The sequence below is a fragment of the Arachidicoccus ginsenosidivorans genome, from assembly GCF_007971385.1.
GTDB lineage: Bacteria > Bacteroidota > Bacteroidia > Chitinophagales > Chitinophagaceae > Arachidicoccus > Arachidicoccus ginsenosidivorans.
In genome coordinates, this window is sequence record NZ_CP042434.1 from 4,957,033 (window position 1) to 4,980,534 (window position 23,502).

At 38.7% G+C, this 23,502-nt stretch carries 21 protein-coding genes; 5 read left to right on the top strand and 16 right to left on the bottom strand.

Translation table 11 applies throughout. From position 1 onward, the window contains the following. Window positions 1-63: 63 nt before the first annotated feature. Window positions 64-972, bottom strand: coding sequence for a hypothetical protein (locus FSB73_RS19885; protein WP_146786273.1), 909 nt, complete (start codon window positions 970-972; stop codon window positions 64-66). 228 nt (window positions 973-1,200) lie between these two features. On the opposite strand from FSB73_RS19885, the gene FSB73_RS19890 reads away from it, so the two are divergent. Further along, a complete protein-coding gene (locus FSB73_RS19890) occupies window positions 1,201-2,643 on the top strand; it encodes a serine hydrolase domain-containing protein (protein WP_146786276.1) in 1,443 nt (480 codons plus the stop codon). 391 nt (window positions 2,644-3,034) lie between these two features. On the opposite strand, the gene FSB73_RS19895 is transcribed toward FSB73_RS19890, so the two are convergent. The 6 genes from FSB73_RS19895 to FSB73_RS19920 all read right to left on the bottom strand — a co-directional run bounded on the left by FSB73_RS19895 (window position 3,035) and on the right by FSB73_RS19920 (window position 8,377). Then, window positions 3,035-3,895 (bottom strand): hypothetical protein, encoded by an 861-nt coding sequence (locus FSB73_RS19895; RefSeq protein ID WP_146786279.1) that lies wholly within the window; start codon window positions 3,893-3,895, stop codon window positions 3,035-3,037. A gap of 42 nt (window positions 3,896-3,937) precedes the next feature. After that, window positions 3,938-4,336: a GntR family transcriptional regulator gene (locus tag FSB73_RS19900; protein ID WP_225974203.1), complete on the bottom strand. Its 399-nt coding sequence runs from the start codon at window positions 4,334-4,336 to the stop codon at window positions 3,938-3,940. Between the two features lie 11 nt (window positions 4,337-4,347). Then, a complete protein-coding gene (locus tag FSB73_RS19905) occupies window positions 4,348-5,145 on the bottom strand; it encodes a hypothetical protein (RefSeq protein ID WP_146786282.1) in 798 nt (265 codons plus the stop codon). 54 nt (window positions 5,146-5,199) lie between these two features. Beyond that, window positions 5,200-6,045 (bottom strand): ABC transporter ATP-binding protein, encoded by an 846-nt coding sequence (locus tag FSB73_RS19910; protein WP_146786285.1) that lies wholly within the window; start codon window positions 6,043-6,045, stop codon window positions 5,200-5,202. A 288-nt stretch (window positions 6,046-6,333) separates the two neighbouring features. Beyond that, entirely contained in the window at window positions 6,334-7,608 is a 1,275-nt protein-coding gene (locus FSB73_RS19915; RefSeq protein WP_146786288.1) for an MFS transporter, read from the bottom strand. Window positions 7,609-7,699: 91 nt separating this feature from the next. After that, window positions 7,700-8,377: a FadR/GntR family transcriptional regulator gene (locus tag FSB73_RS19920; protein ID WP_225974204.1), complete on the bottom strand. Its 678-nt coding sequence runs from the start codon at window positions 8,375-8,377 to the stop codon at window positions 7,700-7,702. A gap of 339 nt (window positions 8,378-8,716) precedes the next feature. Here FSB73_RS19920 and FSB73_RS19925 point away from each other — a divergent pair, with 339 nt between their 5' ends. Continuing rightward, window positions 8,717-9,091, top strand: a complete 375-nt coding sequence (locus FSB73_RS19925) for a DUF4345 domain-containing protein (protein ID WP_146786291.1) — start codon at window positions 8,717-8,719, stop codon at window positions 9,089-9,091. A 28-nt stretch (window positions 9,092-9,119) separates the two neighbouring features. Here the strand turns inward: FSB73_RS19925 and FSB73_RS19930 are convergent, their stop codons facing one another. Then, entirely contained in the window at window positions 9,120-9,857 is a 738-nt protein-coding gene (locus tag FSB73_RS19930; RefSeq protein ID WP_146786294.1) for a YggS family pyridoxal phosphate-dependent enzyme, read from the bottom strand. Between the two features lie 897 nt (window positions 9,858-10,754). Beyond that, a complete protein-coding gene (locus tag FSB73_RS19935) occupies window positions 10,755-11,474 on the bottom strand; it encodes a 3-keto-disaccharide hydrolase (RefSeq protein WP_146786297.1) in 720 nt (239 codons plus the stop codon). A 994-nt stretch (window positions 11,475-12,468) separates the two neighbouring features. Here FSB73_RS19935 and FSB73_RS19940 point away from each other — a divergent pair. Further along, window positions 12,469-13,158 carry a BamA/TamA family outer membrane protein gene (locus FSB73_RS19940; protein ID WP_146786300.1) on the top strand — a complete coding sequence of 230 codons (690 nt, stop codon included), beginning with the start codon at window positions 12,469-12,471 and terminating at the stop codon, window positions 13,156-13,158. Window positions 13,159-13,498: 340 nt separating this feature from the next. Here the strand turns inward: FSB73_RS19940 and FSB73_RS25700 are convergent, their stop codons facing one another. From FSB73_RS25700 to FSB73_RS19970, 7 genes are all read right to left on the bottom strand, one after another. After that, window positions 13,499-13,933 (bottom strand): alpha/beta fold hydrolase, encoded by a 435-nt coding sequence (locus tag FSB73_RS25700; RefSeq protein WP_225974205.1) that lies wholly within the window; start codon window positions 13,931-13,933, stop codon window positions 13,499-13,501. Next, window positions 13,927-14,256, bottom strand: coding sequence for an alpha/beta fold hydrolase (locus FSB73_RS25705; RefSeq protein WP_225974206.1), 330 nt, complete (start codon window positions 14,254-14,256; stop codon window positions 13,927-13,929). The genes FSB73_RS25700 and FSB73_RS25705 overlap by 7 nt, the downstream gene beginning before the upstream one ends. 110 nt (window positions 14,257-14,366) lie before the next feature. Beyond that, the gene (locus tag FSB73_RS19950; protein ID WP_146786303.1) at window positions 14,367-14,855 is read right to left on the bottom strand and encodes an SRPBCC family protein; all 489 of its coding nucleotides are present in this window, start codon (window positions 14,853-14,855) and stop codon (window positions 14,367-14,369) included. 28 nt (window positions 14,856-14,883) lie between these two features. Next, window positions 14,884-15,306, bottom strand: a complete 423-nt coding sequence (locus tag FSB73_RS19955) for an ArsR/SmtB family transcription factor (protein ID WP_317132812.1) — start codon at window positions 15,304-15,306, stop codon at window positions 14,884-14,886. Between the two features lie 172 nt (window positions 15,307-15,478). Then, entirely contained in the window at window positions 15,479-18,181 is a 2,703-nt protein-coding gene (locus FSB73_RS19960; RefSeq protein ID WP_158639628.1) for a glycosyl hydrolase 2 galactose-binding domain-containing protein, read from the bottom strand. 1,323 nt (window positions 18,182-19,504) lie between these two features. After that, the gene (locus tag FSB73_RS19965) at window positions 19,505-20,620 is read right to left on the bottom strand and encodes an ROK family protein (RefSeq protein ID WP_146786309.1); all 1,116 of its coding nucleotides are present in this window, start codon (window positions 20,618-20,620) and stop codon (window positions 19,505-19,507) included. Continuing rightward, window positions 20,610-21,851: an MFS transporter gene (locus tag FSB73_RS19970; protein WP_146786313.1), complete on the bottom strand. Its 1,242-nt coding sequence runs from the start codon at window positions 21,849-21,851 to the stop codon at window positions 20,610-20,612. The genes FSB73_RS19965 and FSB73_RS19970 overlap by 11 nt, the downstream gene beginning before the upstream one ends. Window positions 21,852-22,532: 681 nt before the next feature. On the opposite strand from FSB73_RS19970, the gene FSB73_RS19975 reads away from it, so the two are divergent. Both FSB73_RS19975 and FSB73_RS19980 read left to right on the top strand, forming a co-directional pair. Beyond that, the gene (locus FSB73_RS19975) at window positions 22,533-23,033 is read left to right on the top strand and encodes a MauE/DoxX family redox-associated membrane protein (RefSeq protein WP_146786316.1); all 501 of its coding nucleotides are present in this window, start codon (window positions 22,533-22,535) and stop codon (window positions 23,031-23,033) included. Between the two features lie 77 nt (window positions 23,034-23,110). Then, complete coding sequence (locus tag FSB73_RS19980; RefSeq protein WP_146786319.1) at window positions 23,111-23,500, top strand: hypothetical protein; 390 nt, start codon at window positions 23,111-23,113, stop codon at window positions 23,498-23,500. The last annotated feature ends 2 nt before the right edge of the window (window positions 23,501-23,502 follow it).

Here is a 23,502-nt window from a genome sequence, read left to right on the forward strand (position 1 = left end):
ATCGACGCCTTTTAACCATTAGTTAGTCGCCTGATCTTGACCTAATATTGACCTGATCTTAACCTAGTCTTGACCTAATATGGGCGGATCCTGGGTTGTATCCAAGTGCTCTGTGCTATCCACCGCACTATCGATTTGCTGCAGTTGACTGTAATCAACCAACTTATAGCCACTAGGCACTTCAAAAAAATCCTTTGCTACCAGAACTTGCCTGGCAGCAGATAAGGTAATACCGATCTGTGCTTTGCCTACCGTAGCTAAAATGACCAATGCTGCTCCTGGCAATGCTCGCAGGTAGCTATATTTAGCCCAGTATATTGCGGGGACTTTGTCAGTGTACCAGACGTTTATTTGTTTATCCGCATAAGGAGTATTTGAATCATAATAGGCATATTTAGCCTCCATATGCAGTAAGGTATCGGTTTTATCCGTCAGGTGCAAGTTGAAATCTTTTGGATCGATTATTATGACAGAGTCACCTACAAGGCTAACAGTTGGGACACCCATCACACCTAAATAGGCCGTTTGTGTTGTCCGGTCCAGTTGAAGCTGCCTTTGCAGACTGTCATTTTTATGGATTAGAAATGTTGTTTTGCCCAACATGCTGACAGATTCTACCCTTTCCAGGGAGTCAGTTACCCAAATATCCAATGCAGGACCTGGACTATCTTTTGGTTCTAACCTATTGCTTGTTTTACTTAGGACTTTAAAAGCGGTTGGAATCCTGCCATTTTTAATTTTGGCTTTAGAGGCCATGTTCGTTACATCTGCTGAAAGTCGATAACTAAGATGCCAAACCAACACTGAATCCATTGACTGTTTTAAAGTGGGGTCATCCGTTGCTGGCTTATGAATGGGTTGTGCCTGCAATAGCGTTATTGTTCCCAAATGCAGTAGGATGACCAACAAAGCTAGGATTGGTTTTTTGGTGGTTGGAGTAACCCAGAAGTGTCCACATGGGTGTATTTTCATAAAAGGTTGGTGATTTAAGGTAAAATTAAGTTAGATTGAAATGTCAACTTTAAATATTTTACCAAATGCAAGTTAAATCATGTAGTATATTGATATTTAATTAGTTATGTAAATTTTGCTCAAAGAACATTTAAAGTAATTGAGAAATCCATAAGTTTATCCGTTGTACTCCTTCTTTTCTTATATTTGTCTGATAATCTGATAATTAATAATCATACTTTAAACAACATGGTCAAAAATCGAATTTTCTGCTTTTGTTTATTAATTATTTGCTTTACCGCTACGCGAGCACAAACCAAAGTAGACCTGCTAAACCAATTATTTGATAGTTTAAATAATGCAAAGGAGTATAATGGCACCGTACTGGTGGCGGATAGCGGCAATGTTATTTTTAGAGGCGCCTACGGATATGCCGATTTTGACCATCAGGTGCCCATGAATCTACAAACTGGCTTTGAAATTGCCTCAGTCAGTAAACAATTTACCGCAATGGCCATTATGCAACTTCATAGCCAAGGCAAATTAAACTATTCCGATACGATTACCAAATACCTGCCCGATCTCCCCTACAAGAATGTTACAATAAACGATTTGATCCATCACTGCTCCGGCATTACAGATTTTTTAGGTTGGACAAAAAGTCAGCTGCAAATACAAAGTGATGTTTGTACTAACCAGGACGTGGAAAAAGCCTTGGGTAAATTAGCCCCTACGACCTTATTTGATCCTGGATCTGCTTACGGCTACTCGAACACCAATTATCTACTGCTGGCAAATATTGTTAGTAAAATAAGTGGTCTTAGTTTCCCGGATTACTTGCAAAAAAACATATTTGACCCAGCCCATATGCGAAACAGCTCTATCCCACGGTATAATTACAGTCGTTTTAAACCAGGCGAATATGCCCATAATTACCTATGGGATCCTGTAACCTCCGGTTATCAACCTTTTTCCTTACTTGCACTCAGAGATTACTATCATTTTATGAGTGGTACGTATGGGCATGCAGGTATCCAGAGCACCGTAATGGATCTATATAAATGGATTCAGGCGATTGGGGATAATACCCTGGTGCCAGCCTCTATTTTTGCGGCAGCTATGCAACCCTTTTTAAGTAAAGACGGCAAAGATACCATTGGTTATGACGGCTTAGCTTATACCTTTGGATGGTTGTATGCACCTAAGAAAAATCCTTTGAATACTTTTCTCTGGCATAATGGCGGCATCGCTGGCTACAGATCCTTTATAGTTTATTATCCAAATCGTAACCGTACCATTATTATGTTGCAAAATACTGATCGTACGGCTGTTGAAGAGGCCATTATGCCCTCCATCTTACAGATACTAAATGGTGAAAAAGACTTTGACTGGCCTTATGTGGCAGAATTACCAAAAGCAATAAAGGTAGACGCCAATTATTTACAACAGCTGGCTGGTTTATATGTAAAGCAGGGAGAACCCAAAATCAAAATGCGGATCATGACTAAAAATGGCAGGTTATATGCCAAATATATGGATCAGATCCCTTTTGAAGTGTATGCTAATGCTAAAGACCGTTTTTTTTATTTAGCGGTTAAAGCACAACTGCAGTTTAGCCAGGAAAATGGTAAATATACTGCAGTGACCTTATTGCAAAACGGACTGCAGATACGTATGGTTAAACGGCCATAACAAAGGGGTAGCTTTCATTGCAAAATCAATTTTTGTTTAACGCTGCATTTTTATTGATTGATTTAAGGAATGTTAAGGTTCAGAATTGTCTTTTGCCCCTTTTTTGAAAGGGGGCTAATATTTTGTTTCGTCATCAAATAATAAAAATCTGCATTTAGAAGATCGTAAGATATATTCAAGGTATTGTGGGTAGTCTTAACAATGTCAAATAATGCAAAGGCTAAATTTGATCTATCGACCTCACTCGGGCCATAAATTAGAGATTTGTTATTTATGCAGGCGTTATCAAATTCATCACGTATTGGAAGCACCAGAATTAATTTGTAGTTTCAATACAAACACCTCGCACCTACGCACCTTATATCCTTACTAAATAAAAATCAGATCGTGATTATTTCAACAATTCATTTATTGATGAAACTGATTTGAAATCGCCTTCAATATTCGTTTTTGGATCAATATTGGCCCTTAACGATTTAATTTTAATGGGATGGGTTAATTTAAAGGTAGCATTATTAATCATTGTCAATTGCAGGCTATCAAAAATTAAGGGCTGCTCAAGATCAACGGTGCTATGGTTTACATGAATTTTTACAGCGCCTATTTTCCCATAAATGTTATTTAAACTATCTTCAGTAGCTTGGGTGGTATCTCTTAAATACACGTCCTTTCCTTTATTCCCTGCAATGACAGTGTCTGGCACACTGTGAAAGACCAAGGTTTGCGTTCCTAATGCTAGAATAGCTCCATGGTCGAGAAAAAACTCAGCCGGGCTTAATTTAGATATTTGCAGAGGCTTATCCAAGGATGGGTATCTTAAATGACAATTATTTGCATAAATCGGGAGATTATCAGGTAAGTTCAAACGAATTTTAGTGAAATGATCTTCTACATATCTTATTCTTGCATTATTTGCATTAATATATTTGAACACCAGTGTATCTGCGATTTGAGTGATTTCCACACTATCCGCTGCTCGATTTCGGGTAATTTCATAGTTCGCTAAGTCACCATGTATTATCGTTGCACTTAGCAAATCTGTATAATCACCTCCAATCAGTTTTATGGCCTTTACACCGCTTAGACTGCCCTTGATATCAAGTTCAGGATGTTCAATTCTAACAGTTGGCTTTTCATATTCAAAATCGCCTGTTTTTATTTTATGCAGGTAGATCTGGGCGACCAATAGTGGAATGGCTACCGTTAACACCAAAATCAGGATTAAAATTTTATTGCTGTTTTTGATCTTCATGGCTGATTTATTATTTTTTTGATAAATGATGCAGATTTCAGATTAGGAAGCATCTGCATCTGTAGTTGAAACATAATTTTTGATAAATTGCTCGAGTGGCTTTTTAAGGTCTTCCACCCCCATCTTAAGTAAAAACATCGTCTTAAAGACTTGTGGCAATGCTTTAGAGGTGAATTCCTGCTGCAGGTAGCTGAGTGCCTTATCCTGCCCCTTGCTATCTACAAAATTGCCGATTCCGCGTTTATCAAAAATTATTTGTTCATTTTTTAGGACCTCATAACTGCGCATCACGGTATTGGGATTCACCTCTAGGGCTACCCCCAATTCCCGGACACTGGGTATTTTCTCGCCAACTGGCCACTCTCCAAGAATAATTTGTTCACAGACATATTCCACGATCTGCAAATAAATGGCCTGGCTGCTATTTTCAAAATGCATCATTTTCTTAGCTTTTAAATTTCTTTTTCTCTTAATCTAAACCAGGCCACCAGCCAAAACAAAGGCGCCCACCCTAATAGCAGCAGCCATTTGAGTATAAAAACCAATGCAGGTGGCAACCGATAAATTTTCGCAGGTAAGCTTAAGCCTAAAGAGTGTAATGAAGCTCCTGTGCCATAGTATCCTCTTAATAGGCCATGCTGAATACTATTTATGTAATACCCCAAAAACAAAATAAAAAGAACCAGAACAATCGTTGTAAGGATAAACGAAAAACGCTTAAAATAAATGGAGCCTGCTAAAAACAGGGCTTGGACCCCAAAGAAGATTGTAATAAGGTAGTTTTTGGCTACCATAAATTCGCGTGGATGCTCCCAGTCCAATGGTTCAAAGCTGTATTTATAAGGCTCCGCCTGAACCCTGCTTTTAACGATCAGCTCAAAGATTTCTGACATAGCGTAAAAACAAAGACTGTAGATGATGGTAAAAAATATCAGATTGTAGAAAATATGGGTTAATAGCTTCTCAAAATGACTGGCGGGAAGACTTAGATAAGCAATACCCCGCTCCTTTTTTTGCAACGCATCAAAAGCACCGCTGGCAAAAATGGCACCAACGAGGAAAAGACCGATTAGGTAAAGTATGCACTCTGAATAGGCTTGATAATGGGTTCCATTAACCAGCAAAAACATAAAAGAGATCGCAATTACGCCTAAAAGTGATAAGGAGCCAAATAAAAAGAATTTACTGTTTTCTATCCAGTGCCGCCGCATTAATAGCCACCACCGCTTAAAACTAAATATCTGATTCATATTATTGGATTAATAAGATTTTAAAATTTGAATTTTGACATCATAGTTATGGTATTAGTTAACCCCAGCAAAGGCAGCATTGATCGCTGGCCCTTTTAAATTGACTGCTTTATAAAGCATTTCTAGGTCAATTTTGCCTGTATTATCCTCTCCAGCTTCTACCCTTTTGATAAATGCCTGGCCAGTCAATGCCCCTTCTTTATAGATGGTATCTTCAGGTAACGCCTTTTCAAAACTAAAACCAAACTGAAGTACGCGTTGAATTTCTTCAATATTATGATGGAATTGGATATTGCCATTATCCAAAATGGTAATAAAATCAATGAGCGTTTCCAGATCTCTTACCTGATGGGTACTGATAATAATACATTTGTCTTCGGTTGCGACCCCAGCCATTACTTTTCTAAACTGGCTTTTACTCATAATATCCAATCCATTGGTGGGTTCATCCATCAGCAGTAAACGCGTATTACAAGCCAATGCAAAGGCAATTAATACCTTTTTCTTTTGGCCATAGCTCATCTGGTCAAGGTTATTCCCTCTGGGGATTTCAAATTCTTTTAGATATTGCCAAAATTGCTCCTGATTAAAGGCTGGATAAAAGGGCGCATTGCATGTAACATACTTTTCTACAGATACGCCTGGAAAATAAAATTCTTCAGCCACCATAAATACATCCTGCAAAAAGGCAGGCCGTCTTTTGGATGGGTTATACCCAAATACATCTACAACACCCTTATCTGGAAATAAAAGACCCATCATGGTTCTAAGTAAGGTAGATTTTCCGGTTCCGTTTTTACCGAGCAGCCCATAAATATGACCTGGTTCAAATTCTATGCTCAGTGCTTCAAAGACAGCTCTGTTTTTATACGCAAATCCCAAAGACTCAATTTTAATCATGATATCAGTATTTGAGTGTATTAGTTTAATAGTACACTACAAATGTAAACAACAAATTATCAATTCACCAAATTTAATTTTAAAAGAAAGTCTTGGATGGAATAATAATCGGTTTAATTTATAAAGACATATGGGCTCAATGTATTGAATTATAAAGTGTTATATCGACTAAACAGGTGCAAATAGACTTTAAACTAAAAGCGCCGCTGAAATGCGGCAATTTTAGTTTAAAGTCTATATAAACGATCCAATCATCAGCAAAGTAATAATTTTTCAATGTCAATCGGCTTATTTTGCTCGCCTGGGATGATGTTCCAGATTGGGTAAAAAACCGGTAATCATACCTAGGAGTGGCAAAAAAGCACAAAGATGGAAAATATATTCAATGCTGGTTCTATCAGCCAACCAGCCAAGAAAAGCTGATCCGATCCCTCCCATCCCAAAAGCAAAACCGAAGAACAGTCCGGCGATCATCCCAACTTTACCAGGTACCAGATCTGTGGCATAAACCAGGATAGCCGAAAAGGCAGAGGAAAGAATCAGCCCAATTAAAATGGCCAGAATGATCGTCCAACTTAGGTTTACATAGGGCAGTAACATAGTAAAAGGTGCTACGCCTAATATGGAAATCCAGATGATATATTTTCTGCCAAACCGGTCGCCTAAAGAACCTCCCATAACGGTACCAACGGCTACCGCCCCCAGAAAAGCAAATAAATATAACTGAGAGGCCTGCACTGAAACATTAAATTTCTCAATAAGATAAAACGTAAAATAACTGGTCATGCTGGCCATATAGAAATACTTGGAAAAGATCAATACTAGTAAAATGACAATCGACCACCCTACCCTTTTTTTAGAAAGATGGGGCATTGCATCCAAAATGGCCGTTTTGGGCTTCTTTTTGGCTGCCCTTAAATTATTCTGATACCATTTACCTACCCGGATCAAAAATGCCATGCCAATAATGGCGGCTAACGCAAACCAAATGATATAAAACTGCCCGAATGGCACGACAATCACCGCTGCCAGCAGCGGTCCAATTGCGCTACCTGTATTGCCACCCACCTGAAAAATGGATTGAGCAAGCCCTTTTTTACCTCCGGATGCAAGGTGTGCCACCCTGGAAGATTCTGGATGAAATACCGAAGAGCCCAGACCGATTAAGGCTACCGAGAGTAAAATCAAATAAAAACTAGAGGCAAAGGATAAAGCGACCAGTCCCAGCAAAGTAAAGCCCATTCCTATTGATAAGGAGAATGGCCGGGGCTTCTTATCCGTATAATGCCCCACGAAAGGCTGCAATAAAGAAGCCGTCATTTGAAAAGTAAGGGTTATCAACCCAATTTGGGTAAAAGATAAATGGTAATTATCCTTTAAAATGGGATAGATCGCAGGGATGACTGACTGCATCATGTCATTGAGCAGATGGGTAAAACTAATGGTGAACAGTATTGCAAATACCGTCTTCTCTACCACTGCTTTTGCAGTATTTTGCTCATATGAAACACTACCGTTTATGGCAGGTTCAATTTTAGGAATCTCTTGTTTTCTATTTTGCATTGGGGAAAAATGTAAAATTTGTTTGTAGTTACACAGATCAATAAAAAATTAAAACAGGCCAATGAAGATTTAATCTTCCTAAAAAAACGCCTTACCCATGATCAATAATGGCAATGGCCATATTCCAGGCGGCTTCTGATTGCCCCTTGCGAATGTGTTTTAACAGCTCTTCATGCATGTGTTGTGTTTGGATAAAAGAGCTGGTGTCCAGGTTTACTTTCATAAACCAGGACTCCATATGTGCAGCCACCGCCTTATATAAATCCAAGAGAATTTCATTTCCTGATGCCTCCGCCAAGGCTACATGAAACTGAATATCTGCTGCAATACTTCCAGGTAAATCACCTGTAGTGGCAGCCTTTTTGCGTGCATCCAAAAATCCTTTCATCTTTTGTATATCTGAATCCACACAATTTTGTGCGGCCTTTTGCGCAATTTTGATTTCTAAAAGCTTTCTGACCTCATCCAACTCGCCATAATCTGCCCTTTTGAGCCTTGTGCCCAAAGGTTCGCGATCCGCTATTTGATTTTCCACAAAAGTGCCCACTCCCTGTTGCACGCTCAAAAGCCCGCTGTTCACTAAAATTTTAATGGCTTCTCTTATAGAGGAACGACCTACTCCGAAGGCTTTCATTAGGTTCGGTTCAGTGGGCAACTTATCTCCTACTTTATATACGCCAGCACTAATTTGCTGTTGCAGGCCAGCTGCCACTTCATCGGCTAATGACCTTTTTTGAATGACAGTGTTCATATCTCGATTGAATAGCATTTTATTTAATGAATCATCATATCATCAGATGAATTTACAAAACTAAGTATAATTTTGGGAAATGCAGTTTTCAAAATTAAAAATCGCAGTTTGTCGCGTTAAATATGGTATATTCGTAATGCAAAGAATGCATTACAGCAGGGACATCTTGGTTCTAATTATTTCTTTAATGTCATGTCCCCCTTTTGGCATTGCTTATATTCAGACAGCAGAACATCCAAAATATAAAAAAATAAGGGCAATTGCTGAGAGAAGATCAAACGTAATCCAATTTTACTCTTTGGAGTTTTGTTTACAAAGCAGTAAGATCAACCCAATTATTCAACGCTAAATTTTGCAATGATGGATATCGCCATTAAATCAATACTCACACTAATAAGTATCATCTGCTTTTTGGGTGGGTTTAATGTGTTATTGAAAGGTGCAGCTAAATTTTTACCGACAAATACGCCGCCGCAACCCATACTGGATAACCTGCTACGGTTTTTGTCGGGTATTTATATTGGTATGGGCTTTTTATGCGTCTGGGCTGCCTTTAGGGTAGACCAATCAGACTATCTGGTTTATTTTTTAGGCGTTATTGTCCTATGCTCTGGTCTTGGCAGGCTCTATTCGAGGCTCAAAATACAATCAAGTAGTAGTTATCTGCAATCTATGATGGTATTGGAAATCCTACTGGGTTTATCACTTATTATACTTCGGTATTGCAGGTAATCATGCTACCGATTTAATTATTGGCTGCTTATCTACCTTTGCTTTCGTTCCAATAAAAACTATCGGGATATTGCCTTTTTCCAAATACGGCCGTTCCGACTCTAACAATCGTTGCGCCCTCTTCTATGGCCACTTCCAAATCTGAGCTCATTCCCATAGAGAGTTCCTGCATTTGCACACCAGTAATATTTAAACCAGCGATTTGATCCTTTAATTGGCTAAGTAATTGAAAACAGGGTCTGACCTTAGCAGCATCCGCGCTAAATAGTCCAATAGTCATCAGCCCTTTGATCCTTAAACGATCCAGACAGGCTATCTTTTGAACCAGCATAATTGCCTGATCGGGCGGTACACCAAATTTACTGACCTCTCCTGAAGTATTCACTTGAATTAGCACGTCCAGGTATTTATTTTCCAAGACCAGTCGATGTTGCAGTTTTTCGCCAAGTTCCAAACGGTCAAGGGAGTGCAGGCAGGTGATATTGTATTTTAGGAGTTCTTTTACTTTATTGGTTTGCAAGTGACCGATAAAATGACTTTCATGCGCTACCTCCTGTAGGTCGTTAAATTTTTCTTTTACCTCCTGAATCTTATTTTCTGCAATAAGACGGCAACCGGCCGTAATGGCTGCTTTAATTCTATCGGCAGATACTGTTTTTGTGGCTAAAAGTAATTTTACGTCTGTCGGCTTCCGGCTACTGTTTTTACAGGCTGTGTCTATGCGACGCCTGATCTTTTCAATATTGTGTTGTAAACCCTCTTCCATTTTTAAAGACCGAAATTTTCTGTAAACTCCTCAAAACGAGGACACAAAGTTAAGTCTTTTCCTCCAACTGTTTAAAAATAGCAGCGCAACTGCTTATTGGAGGCCATCATTGGGTAAAACAAGATTAAATTATGCTTATTTTGACAAACGGCGCCAAATCAACTCATTAAAACCAAATACTATTTTGTGTTTGTTGAAAAAAAAGAGTTATAAATAAAATAATTCACAATGTAAGTAATGGAAAATCATTTTATTATAATTTTGATGTAAATATTGTAGCTGAACAATTAGGGGTTGAAAAAAATAACTTAAATTGCAGCAACAAACAAACAACCCAATGGAACCTCCAGGCCTTGTTCTATTATTAAGTTTGCCGAAACTAAAAAGCGAACTCAATAGACATGCTGGTGGAATTAGTTGAACCTTTAAACGACATGAAAATGCTTTTTGGAAAGAAAAAAATCAGGAACGGGAGGATACAGGACAACAACAAGGCTTTAATAATGGAGCTGAAAATCCATTTTTAAAGCCAGGGGATATTATTCGCCTTCGTTCAAGGGACGGCAAATTTCAGGTGGCGTCTACGGATCATGATGGTTTTACTGTATTAAGCTATCCGGCAAAACGGCACTCATCATCGCCCATCAGGTGCCAATGGGAGGATTTCAGGCATTGGTCCAGGCAATAATGTAAGTTTTAGGCCTATTTTTTCAATATGATCATATTTGTTTTGTTATTTAAATGGCTTTTTCCTCACTGAATTGAAGACTAAAAAAGGAAAACCGCTCATCAGTTGTAAAAATCTGATGAGCGGTTTTACTTTTTTATGGATGCTTGTTAATGCTAATCTAGATTTCAGATTATTTGTTTTTTCATTGTTGGCAGACGTGCTACTTATTATAGTTGACGAATCTTTATATTTCTCCAGGCGCTAGAACCGGGATGTTGTTGCAAGGCTATGTGCCCTTTAGCGATTTTGCCAAAATCAGCAAATTCCTTATTTGCAAATTTGCTGTTTGCGACCATTTTATTCCATTCAGCACTTCCCATCTGGCCTTCAAAAGTTTTGATGCCGTTTAGATAAAATGTCAGGTGCCCTTTGTTTTGAATAATACGGACCTTGTTCCAACCACCGACTGGAACTGGCTTGGAAACTGTAGCGTCTCCAGACATATCATAAAGGCATCCTGCCAAATGATTCTGTTTCTTATTGTCATCCGCATCAATATTATCCAGGACCTGCATTTCTGGGCCTGTCAGATAAGTAGCTCCATATTTTGGATCTTCCTGAACATCGAATATAATACCACTATTACCCCCTTTGGAAATTTTCCATTCCAGATTCAGCTCAAAATTTTCATATTCGTCATTGGTTACAATATCACCGCCACCTGAGGCCGGCTGTGTAGGATCAAAAATCAAATTGCCGTCTTTAACCTGCCACTTGGAACCAACAGTATCTTTAAGATAGGTATGCCATCCTTCGGTGTTTTTGCCATTAAAAAGTAGTTTCCAGCCGGCTTTCTTTTCCTTTTTTGTAAGGGTATTTGGCTTTTGGGCCAAAACAACTGAACCAGTAAAGGCGAAAAACGCCCCGATGAGAAGTAGTTTTTTCATTTTATTATTTATTTTTTTAAGGTCGACAATAGGTCTTTTCTATACGGTAACACGGATTACTCAGTTATAACAGATTTGCACCTGCAATTAGAATATTCATGTTATCGCCACTAAAATAATAAAACTATTTTGGAGTCTTGCGACAATAATTGATTTTTAGATTGCTATGTAGTTTGATTTGAAATTAATTAACAATTGGATGGCAATTTGGATGGTCTGCCGAGTTCGTTTTTGCCTTTGTGTAATAAAGGCTTATTCAAAAAACGGAAAAAAATTTAAAATGGTCTGATTTTGGTTTAGTTAGGTGGGTAAGCCTGCCTGTAGTCCACCAGGCAACGTTTCGTATAAGGAAACGTTACATATAGTACAGGTTAAACTAAAATTAGACGAAGACCTCTTATAAATAAACATCTTTACCCTTATTGACGTCCCATGATGCAACAAAGACCCCATATGAGGCAAAAATCCTCAAATTACAATTTGATCCAAGGATCAAAAATGGACAGGCATTTTGGACATTGCCAGGCATGTACCTATTATACTACTAGCAACAGACCAATCCCAAATAATCATGACTGCCCGTTTGGCTCTCAAAATATTATTATTGCATTAATGATGTTCCTGTTTTGACCACGGCGCCATTTATTAGCTGGGGCAAAAACAGGCATTTTCAAAGGATAGTTTACCTGATCCAGATGACCAAATATTTAATGCTTCCGACAGCCTATACCAGGGGCCTATACACCCTCTTTCTGATAGTGAGCAGATAGATATTTGGGATCTTTACCGGCAGCTGTTTCATAAGCACAGAGATTCCACCAAAGCGCCTTCAGCCATCACGGTTGTTCCCAATATTTCGGCCAATCCAACCATTGGCTTTCAAATTGGGATCAAGGCTGTAGCAGGTAAGGTCATCGGTCGTGATCCTAAAACCTATTTATCTGTAGCGGCTACTTCTGCCTCTATCACCACTAAAGGGATTATTTACTTCTATTTGACGCATAATATCTTTACCAATGGCAATAAATACAATATCCAGGGCTCCATGGTAGCTTCCAAATCCGTTACGCCGGATTTTGGACTCGGTAGCAGCCCTGGCCCAGACGGCACGCGCAAAGGCTATGTTTTCAACTCCCAATATTATCAATTCAAAGAAAAGATTTACAAGGAGTTCCTACCCCATTTCTATGGTGGTGCCGGATTAGAATTTGATATCCGGAGAGGTACGACTATGAAAGGTGGAGATATAGAAAATACACCTTATGGACAATATAATACGAAATACGGTTTTAAACAAGACAGATACAATGCCAATGGTTTCCTTTTTGACCTGCAATATACGACCAGAGACAATCAGAACAGGGCATATAAAGGTATATATGCCAATGCTGGTATAAGGCTCAATCAGTCTTGGATGGGTAGTTCCAAAAATGCAACTCAATTGAACCTGGATTTGCGTAAATATGTCAGCTTATCTAAAAACATCCGGAGCACGTATTGGCCTTCTGGACCTGGAGCTCCTTTGTGCTGGGGGGCAGACTTCCTTATCTGGAACTGCCTGGAACGGGCAGAGATATTAACTTCAGGAGTGGCAGAGGTTACACAATCAGCTATTTTAAAGGAACCCAGTTCTTTTATTATGAAACGGAATATCGTTTTCCCATTACGCGCAACCAACTCTTAAGCGGAGTAACTTTTTTTAATCTGGAAAGTGTCAATGATGAGACCACCAACCAGGCCTTATTCCATTTATGGCAGCCGGGTGGTGGTGCTGGTTTGAGGGTTTTGTTTAACAAGGCTACCAGAACCAATTTGTGCCTGGATTATGCTTTTGGAAAATATGGCAAAAAAGGCTTTTTCTTGGGCCTAAATGAAGCTTTTTAGCGAATGCAATAAATCTATGGACCTTATTGGTAACTTTAGTTTTACTGGAGCAGCCTGTCAGCATTAAGTCAAGTGCAAAGCTTTTGTTGGCCGTCCCTACTTTTATCTTTGATTCAATGGCTATTTCAGAAAATCCATAATTATTGGCATATCATATTTATATGTCTCAGATTTAGATTGAATTGTGGTGATTTCTCCGATGTATTCCCGTGAATACCAGGAAATATGGCCAGGTGTGCATTAGGGATTAATCGGTACAGCTCAATTGCGTGTTCAGGTCTTACAACATCTTTATCTGCATTGACAATGAGCGTTGGTGCTGAAATGGATTTTATATCCTCTTCCTTAATATCTTTAAAATCAACCATTCTTGCACGATCTTTTTCAAACATCAATTGCAGCTTGGTTGTATCTGGATTTACTTTTAGAATTGCAGCTTTAAGTTCTGGAGGCATTTGCGAAATAGTTGTTTTTTTCATCATATCAAAGAAGCCAGGAATGAGGCCACTTCTCTTATAAACAGCGGAAGCCACGACCATTTTATGTACTATTTCAGGATGATGAATGGCTAACAATAGTGCAGTTGTGCCGCCATTGCTAAAGCCAAAGAAACTTGCTTTATTAATGCCCAGATTTTTAACAACGCTAGAACATCCTTTGCATCTTGTTGGAAAGTTTCTGGTATATCTCTAAATCCAGAATGGCCATGATTTTGAAGTTCAGGCGCTATAACTTTAAAGTGGGCTGCAAGTAGTGGTATAATTCTACCAAAGCTGGAGCCTATAGTAGATCCGCCACCGTGTAGTAGTACAATCGGTTCGCCTTGCCCATAGATTTCATAATACATTTTTATGCCGTTTACTTCACTATAACCACGCTGGAAGAATTGCTTGTCCATTGTCCTTGTTTTTATAGGATTTCTGTCTATTTTTGTTTGTGCCGGATTATTGCATGACAGGGCAAAAAAATTGGAATAATTAAAAATTGGACAATTTTTTTCATTGTCAATTATTTTGATTCAAGTAAAGAACGCATGTTGCTTAACATCTGCAGCCAGCTTGGATAGGCACCCGTTTTTTGAGCCAGCGCCTGAGACACTGTTTGTCGTAAGGTTAATCTAGTTTTGCAGTTTTCTTCCTGGAAGGTTACTGTAACCACGGTTTTGCCAGGCCAATTCTTATCCATCCCTATATCTGCCGGATTTATAGGATTGCCATTTTCGTCCGCATTGTCCATGGAAAATACAACCTTTGCATAGGGCAGAATTTCCAAATATTCTCCAATCGCCCAACAGTCTCCATAGGTAGGATTTGAGATACAGCAGTGATACTTACCACCTTTTTTTATATCCAGAGTTTTGAAAGAAATGGTGCAGCCATCAGGAGCATACCACTTCATCAATTGCTCGGGATCCGTCCAGGCATCAAAAACGCTTTGGATGCTTGCATTGAAGACTTCTTCAATGAACACTTCCTGAGTTTTTATACTTTTTTCCATTGTTTATTTTTTGATGAAAGTAATTTTATTATTTTGGGTGGTTAACCGTTTTTGTTGGTAGCTGTTCCTGCTCGAGAAATATTTTCAGTTTATTAAGTCTGCTTGACCACAATTGCTGATATTGTTGGACCCAATCATAAACTTCAGAAAGTTTTTCGAGTTTTGCCTCGTAGAGCCGCTCCCTTCCCAATTGTTGAACGGTCAGTAAATCACATTCTGTTAGAATTTTTAGATGTAAGGAAATTGCCTGTCTACTCATATCAAATTGTTCTGCAATTGTATTGACATTTACAGGTGCCTCGGCGATCATACCAATTATGGCGCGCCTTGTTGGGTCTGCAATTGCCTGAAAAACATCTCTGCGTGCCTCCATAATGATCAACTCTTTGTACACAAATATATACGCAAGCATTTGCTTGCGCAAATAATTTTGAACTTTTTTTTTAATCAAGTGTTAATATTTAGGCTGAAAGAAGCTTATGTTATGAGTGTCAAGGCATCTTTTTAGAATTAAAAGATGCCTTGACCTCGTTTCAAATTAATGATTTATGGGGGCAATTGTAATTAGGTGCTTTTATACGCCCTAATTTTTGAAAAATAAGTAAGTTGCTCAGTGACTTAGCTCAGGGCGTAATATTCCATCCTGAAACTTCCATCCCAATCTGATCAGTTGCATTTGCGGTTGCTCGATGGATACTTTTTCTGGCATCTTTCAGGCTGTAGGTACAAACAATCGTCCTGGATTCTCCAGGTGCCAGTTCAATGAAATTGTCATTATAAATGGCTGGTAGGATATCAGCACCAAAAGTGCCGTCTGTATTTTTTTCAGCTGCGCGCACCCGCACCTGAAAAGCGACTGCTTTACCGGTGTTGGTCAGTTTTATCAGATGCCTTACTGAATCGCCACCTTCCTTTTTTGAATTTCTGATGATTTCTTTGGATTTTTTCACTGCTAAAGAGGTGGAAGGCATATTTTGTAAGCTGGTGTAATCTGCATAGGCGGTTTGCGGTGTCATCCACCAATTGGATTTGGCCCAGTTCAGTGCATCTTTCTTTTTAGATAGCCAGTACCAGTTTATGCTGACAGGCTTTCCTGCAGCGTTTTTTAATTCAAGTTTCAGAAAGTAGGTATCTGAAAGCCCATCAATAGTATTAGGGAGGGGGAAAGCCGATTGCGTGCTGTCTGCTCCTACTGCTGTCTGAATGGATTTTTGATATACAGACCTGCCTTGCAGATTGTATATCTCGGCCAATACTACTAATCCTTTTGCTGGTTTTAGTTTAGAGTTGACCAGTGAAACTGAGTTCGTCGCATAAGAATACTGGACATGCAATGGTTCCATGGCCTTTTTTATGCCAAAATAAGTGCCGCCGGGATTTAGATAATAATCAAAAGTATGCCAGATCAGGCCGGGCCAGGGATTAGCCCCCATCCATTGAATAACACCTGTAGCGGTGTTATACTTATGAAGACCATAGGCTTCCATCATGGCCCTGTGGGCTTCATAGTTCTGGGCCTGTGCTTTCCTTGCATATTCTTTCATATCATGGACTTTTCCATAGCGTGCAAAAAGAGCAGCATTAAAGACTTTTGTTGTCCCAAACTTCATCGTTCCGCAATGATAGTTCCAGCTCTCAGAGTCATACCAAAGGTCATCTTTGGGTATAAATCGAATCAAACTTTCATAGGGGGGAATTGAAGGTCCTGGTGAAATCTCTGTCGCAAAGCTCCAGGTGCCTCCATATTGTTTTTTCGTGTCTGTTTCCCAATAAATCGGTGGCACCCACTCATAAGGACCAGCCATCTTTACCCCACTATAGCCGGATACCTTGGATTTGGATTCATTGGCGGTTGCTAGTATTGGATTTGGCCAGTGCAATGCCTTTTCAATACTAAGGTAATCTCTTTCAACAGAAGGATCCCTGGGAGGCATATCGCTACCATTGAGCCAGACCATGATGCAAGCCTTGTTTCTCAGCCAATACATTATGGAGCTATCTGAAGCCATGGCAACTGCCCTTTCAGCCCTTGTCCAGTTCTCTGGATATTGCCAGGCACCGCAGCACATCCAGCCAGTCATCACCAGCATGCCATATTTATCACAGAGATCATAAAACTTTTCATCCTCAAATTTCCCTTCAGAACGGATAATATTCAAGTGCATATCTTTATAAAGCTTAATTTCCTGCTGCTGCCTTTCAGCGCTACGCCGCTGAAAGATATCAGGAGACCAGGCTGCGCCCCTTAGCATGATCCTTTTTCCATTGACAAAAAACACACGAGAATGATTATCAATTAGTTCAGATGTAATCTCTCTGATCCCAAATTCATCCGTAATAGCACTACACCTTTTGTTATTTTGATATACAGAGATATTAATATGGTTTAGTAAAGGTTCACCATATTGCCATGGCCACCATATTTTAGGATGTTTTATATTAAGGTTATGAAAAGCTTTAGGCGAAAAACTTACGTCCTTTTGTTGCCTGGCGGCTAAAGTCACCATTTGTTTAACGGGTATATGATTATTGATCAGGGCTTTTACCTCTACTGTCTGAGGCTTATCTGTATAATTGGTGACCAGCGCATGAACGGTCAGGTGGGCTACTTCCAAAGAGGGTAAATCAAAATGTGTCACCACCTGAGGGTATTGTACGCCTACTTTATTATACCCATGAATCATTACTTCATTGACAATTCCTCCATTATAATCAGGTGGATAGTGTATCCAGTCAGCGTAATCAATGGCCAGATCTCCATCCTTTCTATTGGGGTTAAATGGGCGTAGAATTTCCAGCGCAAGTACGTTTTTGCCAGTATGGCTATAATTTGTAATATCCAGGTCTATTATCCGCATAGGGCCTTTAATCTTTGCTGAATCAGCAATTAAATGACCATTCAGCCAGACATTCGCCTTATAGTTCACTCCTTGAAGTTTTAGGATAATATTTTTACCTGCAAAATGATTTCCTAATTCAAATGTCTTGCGAAACCACCAAGGCTTATCCATGGATGGGTCAGCGAGTTTTTTAAAATTTTGCCCCATAAAGGGATCGAAATCATAGTAATCATTGGCAATTAACCCGCCTATGATGGTAGAAGGCACTGAAATGGTAAACCAGTCTGTGGGTTGAAAATCAGTTTTGGATAGCATTGCGCCATTAGCAGTTACTTTGGTGGAAGATTGCATATTCCAACCATCTTTCAACACTAATTGATTAACGCTGCTCAAAATTTCCTTTTCAACGGATTCTGGCTGGCAGGCGCCATATAGCCCCAAAAAACAAAAACAGACGACAGTTAACCCTTTCAAATGTTTTATCATAGTTATGGACATGTTGTTTAAAGAAAACAGAGATATAAAATAAAAATTGTATAGATATTCTATATAAATATCATTATTCTAATGACCCTAATGTTATAAGGCCCATGAGGATTCTATCAAAAATAATAAATTTTGACCGTGTAGGCAGGCTAATATTATATTTCGCACCACACATAAGGGTAATTCGCGAAAAATAATAACCAATTTGCCCCCTTTTTGGTGACCAATTCTACCCTTATTTAGTGACCAATTTTATCCCGGTTATTAACCAATTCCTGATCTGGTAATCATTAATTGCTGCCTGGGACCAGTTTTACCCATTTTAGTGACCAATTCCATCCTTTTTTGGTGACCAATTTTTTCTGGGTTAAAAATCTACTCCTGATCCAGTAACCAATTTTGCCCTTTTTAGTGACCAATTTAGTCCCACTTAGTGACCAATTCCATCCTACTTTGGTGACCAATTTTTTCTGGGTTAAAATCTACTCCTGATCCAGTAACCAATTTTGCCCTTTTTAGTGACCAATTTAGTCCCACTTAGTGACCAATTCCATCCTATTTTGGTGACCAATTTTTTCTGGGTTAAAAATCTACTCCTGATCCAGTAACCAATTTTGCCCTTTTTAGTGACCAATTTAGTCCCACTTAGTGACCAATTCCATCCTATTTTGGTGACCAATTTTTTCTGGGTTAAAAATCAACTCCTGATCCAGTAACCAATTTTGCCCTTTTTAGTGACCAATTTAGTCCCACTTAGTGACCAATTCCATCCTATTTTGGTGACCAATTTTTTCTGGGTTAAAAATCTACTCCTGATCCAGTAACCAATTTTGCCCTTTTTAGTGACCAATTTAGTCCCACTTAGTGACCAATTCCATCCTATTTTGGTGACCAATTTTTTCTGGGTTAAAAATCAACTCCTGGTCCAGTAACCAATTTTGCCCTTTTTAGTGACCAATTTAGTCCCACATAGTGACCAATTCCATCCTATTTTGGTGACCAATTTTTTCTGGGTTAAAAATCAACTCCTGATCCAATAACCAATTTTGCCCTTTTTAGTGACCAATTTAGTCCCACTTAGTGACCAATTCCATCCTATTTTGGTGACCAATTTTTTCTGGGTTAAAAATCAACTCCTGATCCAGTAACCAGTTTTGCCCTTTTTAGTGACCAATTTAGTCCCACTTAGTGACCAATTCCATCCTATTTTAGTGACCAATTTTTTCTGGGTTAAATACAGCCAAAGGGGCTGCGAATTTAATGTAATTCTAAAACGGTTCTTTAGCCCAATAGATGTAAAAGCGTTAGTAATTATGGGATTTACTATCTTTTGACGTAATCAAAATATAAGGAAGCAGCTCCTAAAATAGCACTGTGCTTTAGACGAGATGGTGAAACCCTGATTTTATTTAGAATGCCGGGATAATCAAAGTCTTGCATAGCTTTAAACATTGCCTTATAAAAGAAATTAAATGCCTGGCTTACAGACCCACCTAGGATAATACTATCGGGATCATAGGTATACATAATAATTTTAATGGCTTGCCCAAGGTGATGGCCAAATTGCTCATAATGCGCTAAGGCCATTCTGTCTCCCTTTTGGGCTAACTCGAAATAAACTTTTCCATTTAGATCCCCATTATTAAAAAAAGCCCCGCTAACATAGCGTTCCAAATTAGCGTCTAAATAGGGTAAACATCCGACCTCTCCTGCCCCACAATTTGGACCACTGTATAATTTGCCGTTTAAGATTAATCCAGCCCCTAACCCGGTACCAATGGTCAAACCAACCAGGGACTTTTCATGTTGTGTGCCATGTAGGTTTTTTGAACGCATTGATGACGCAGCAGAATGTTTATTTCCGGTTTGACCGTCCAAAATATCCATATAGCTTTTCATTCGCGGTTTGTCATCTGACATTTCCTGATCTACAGGCCTAGTGGTTGGCCTGGGAGATTGTTCAGATCTAGGGATTTGCCCAGTATTGTTGTCATCATTGTAGGTATGGTCACCAAAATAATACTCACCCAACGCAAATGCGTTGGCATCATTATTAATAAGCGCCAATACACCAAATTTATTTTCAATCAAATTGCCCAATGCTAATGATTTACAAGCAGGTATATGCTGTACATCATACACCGTCCCTGTGGCTGTGTCCACTACACTTGGTACCCCAGCACAAATTGCCGTAGGTAATTGACCATTATTGTTGTTAATAACTGCATTAATTAATTCTGCTATTTCCCGCCACACATCATCAGAAGATCCTTGGTTTGGAGTAGGTCTGCTTTCCATATGAACTAAACCGTGTTCTGAAACCAAAGCAGCCCTTAAGTTTGTCGCCCCAAAATCTATTCCGATGATACCACCGCCTTTTAAAGCAGAGGAGGTATTATTTATCCTTTTTTGTTTGCCATATTGTGCGCTATCTTCCATCCTTTTGCTTTTTATTGGAGTTGATTGTTGCGTTATTAATCAGTGGTTTTGCCCAAAATCCAATGCTTAATATATAAGCCATGGTCAAAAACAACACACTCATCCCCGCTGTGAGACCAAATTGATCACTAATAGCACCCATAATGAGGGGCATCACCGCACCACCAATAATGGCAGTGACCAGGATCCCTGCAAAAGAGCCATGATGTTCACTCATAGAATTTAAAGCCAGAGAAAATATGATTGGGTACATGACTGATATAAAAAATCCAACCATTGGAAATGCATATAATACGGTAGATCCTGAACCAAATAAGCCCACGCCTAGGCTGATCATCGCCAAAACGGTAAATACTTTAAGTAAAATTCTGCTATCCATTATTTTTAATAAAAACAACCCCAGAATATTACCCACGGTCATATAGCCCCAAAAATTGCCTAGGGTATCCGCCGCCGTAGCTGGATCTATGCCATGAAGCGTCTGTAACAATAAAGAGATATTGTTATTCAATCCTTGTTCTGTACCTACATAAAAGAAAATACCTAGAAAGTACAAAATCACCACAGGTTTTTTTAGCAGTGCCAGGTGTACTTTTAGAGATCCGGCCTTTTCATCCGCATTCAATTCTACCTTGGGGAACTTCATAAGGGCAATAATGAGAATCATTATTAGCGCAATTAAGGCAAAAATCCAATATAAAGCAATCCAGGACATCCCGGTAGGTATAATCCCCGCATATTTTTGACCACTTTCACCGGAAAGTTGCCCGACAACATAGGTAAATGCTCTTGGGCTTAAAAATGAGGCAGCACCAAAAATAAGCTGCGCTAAAACGGAAGTAAATGCATAGTTTTTCTCACCTCCAGCCGTTCTGAGCAGTGGATTAATAACTACTTGTAGCATAGCCATACCGCTACCTATTATAAAAAGAGAAATGATTGCCGTTAAGTAATTAGGCCAAATAGCCAAAATCATGGATCCTACAAAAGCAGTGACAAACCCAAAAATCATTATTTTCTTTTCCCTATACTTTTCCAGTAAAATACCAGTTGGAATGGAAACTAACCCATAGGCAATAAAAAAAGCAAAGGGAATTAAAGCTGCCAAGGTTAGACTCAAATGAAAATCCTGAATAAAATCAGGATTTAAAGCACCTATAATGTTGGTTAGAAAGGAGATCACAAAGAATGTGAGCATAATAAGGGTAACGATCGTATAACTCCTTTTCATTCGTTTAGATTTAAATTTAAAGATTAATAGAAAAAGAAAAAATTGTTAATACCTATAATCCAAGTACGGAACCGATATGCCCAAAAAATAAATACCTGGCCACTTAATAAGAGCTACCAATAAATAATGTCACCAAATCCATAAAGTCAAAAGATTAATCACCTGCAATTCCTCTATAAAATTAAGGGCAATAGGATAGATTACAAAATTATAAATGAGAATTGCCTATAATATTTGAATGGAGACGACTAAAACATCGGCAATATCACCTAACAAGCCAATTCTAAAATGATTTAGCTAGTAAAAATTTACCATTAATAACATATTTATATTTTTATAATATTCAAAAATCGACCACCCATGCAATAAAGTAAATCTTTATCCACATAATAAGTATATAATCAATGCATTATCAAATTAAAAAAAATACTACCTAAAGTCCATTCTTCATAACAAAATAGGCTCTACTCGGTACTACCTTTGAATTGTCAAAGAAATAAAGCTGGTAGCATAATCAGAAGGAAAAAAGAAATAACCTACTTCGGTAAAAATAAATTCAGTCAGATTTCAAGCTAGGTTACCGCCTCAATGTTCTCCTGATATTTAAGTAAAGCATAAACTGCGGGATGTATGATCCCAAGTGGTACCGGCAAAGTGACGTCGTAAAATTAAATTCTAAAAATGAAAAGAGAAAACATCATATTATTTTGCAGCTCCCTACTCATAATTTTATGGATATATGCGGCAGGAAGCAAGCTTACAAGTTATGATAATTTTCTATTTTCTTTAAACAGGCAACCACTACCTCATTGGTCAATTCCCTTTATCGCTATAGCAATACCAGCAGTAGAATTAGTAACGGTTGTACTACTGGCATTGGATAAAGGAAGAACCTTAGGATTTTTACTTTCATTACTGTTGATGATTGTATTTACACTCTATGTTGGCCTTGCATTAACGGGCGCATTTGGGGAAATTCCTTGTTCTTGCGGCGGCTTAATTTCTGAATTAAAATGGAAAGGCCATTTAATATTCAATATGTTTTTTACCGCAATCGCCTGGATAGGCTGGCGAAAAAATAGAATAAAAAATCAAAGTACACATTTAAATAGCCAATTGGTAAAGCATGACCCGTATACATTCATGCCGGGGAGTAAGCCCAAAACCCGTATAAAAGAGTAAGCAATCATAATAATCAGTCCCAGGAAGTTAAATTGAAAGTGGGACGCCATATTTATTAATTCTAAAAAACAATTATTATGCTTATAGCAAAAATGATGACCGTAAGTGCTATCCTTATAGGGATTGTTACGGTCGGAGCAAACAAGAAAGCAGAAGTTGATTCTGTATTAAACCTGGGAAATAGTAATTTGACCGAACACTATTTTCAGTTCACAGGTTCTGATGGCCAGGAAAACCAACCTGCAGCCTGGGAAGAGATAACAGCTACACAGTATAATCTTCAATCTTGTACAGGAGCAGTTAGTGGTTGTAAACTGATGGCCAGTGATGTGACAACAGATCAGAATGGTCATGTGCATCCTACGCAGGTGTATACCATTGTACCAGATCCCGCTCATCCCGATATCCTTCAGCCAATCACTGGTTTAGGAATTGACCAAGTGAAAAACAGAGTGGATCAAAATTAATA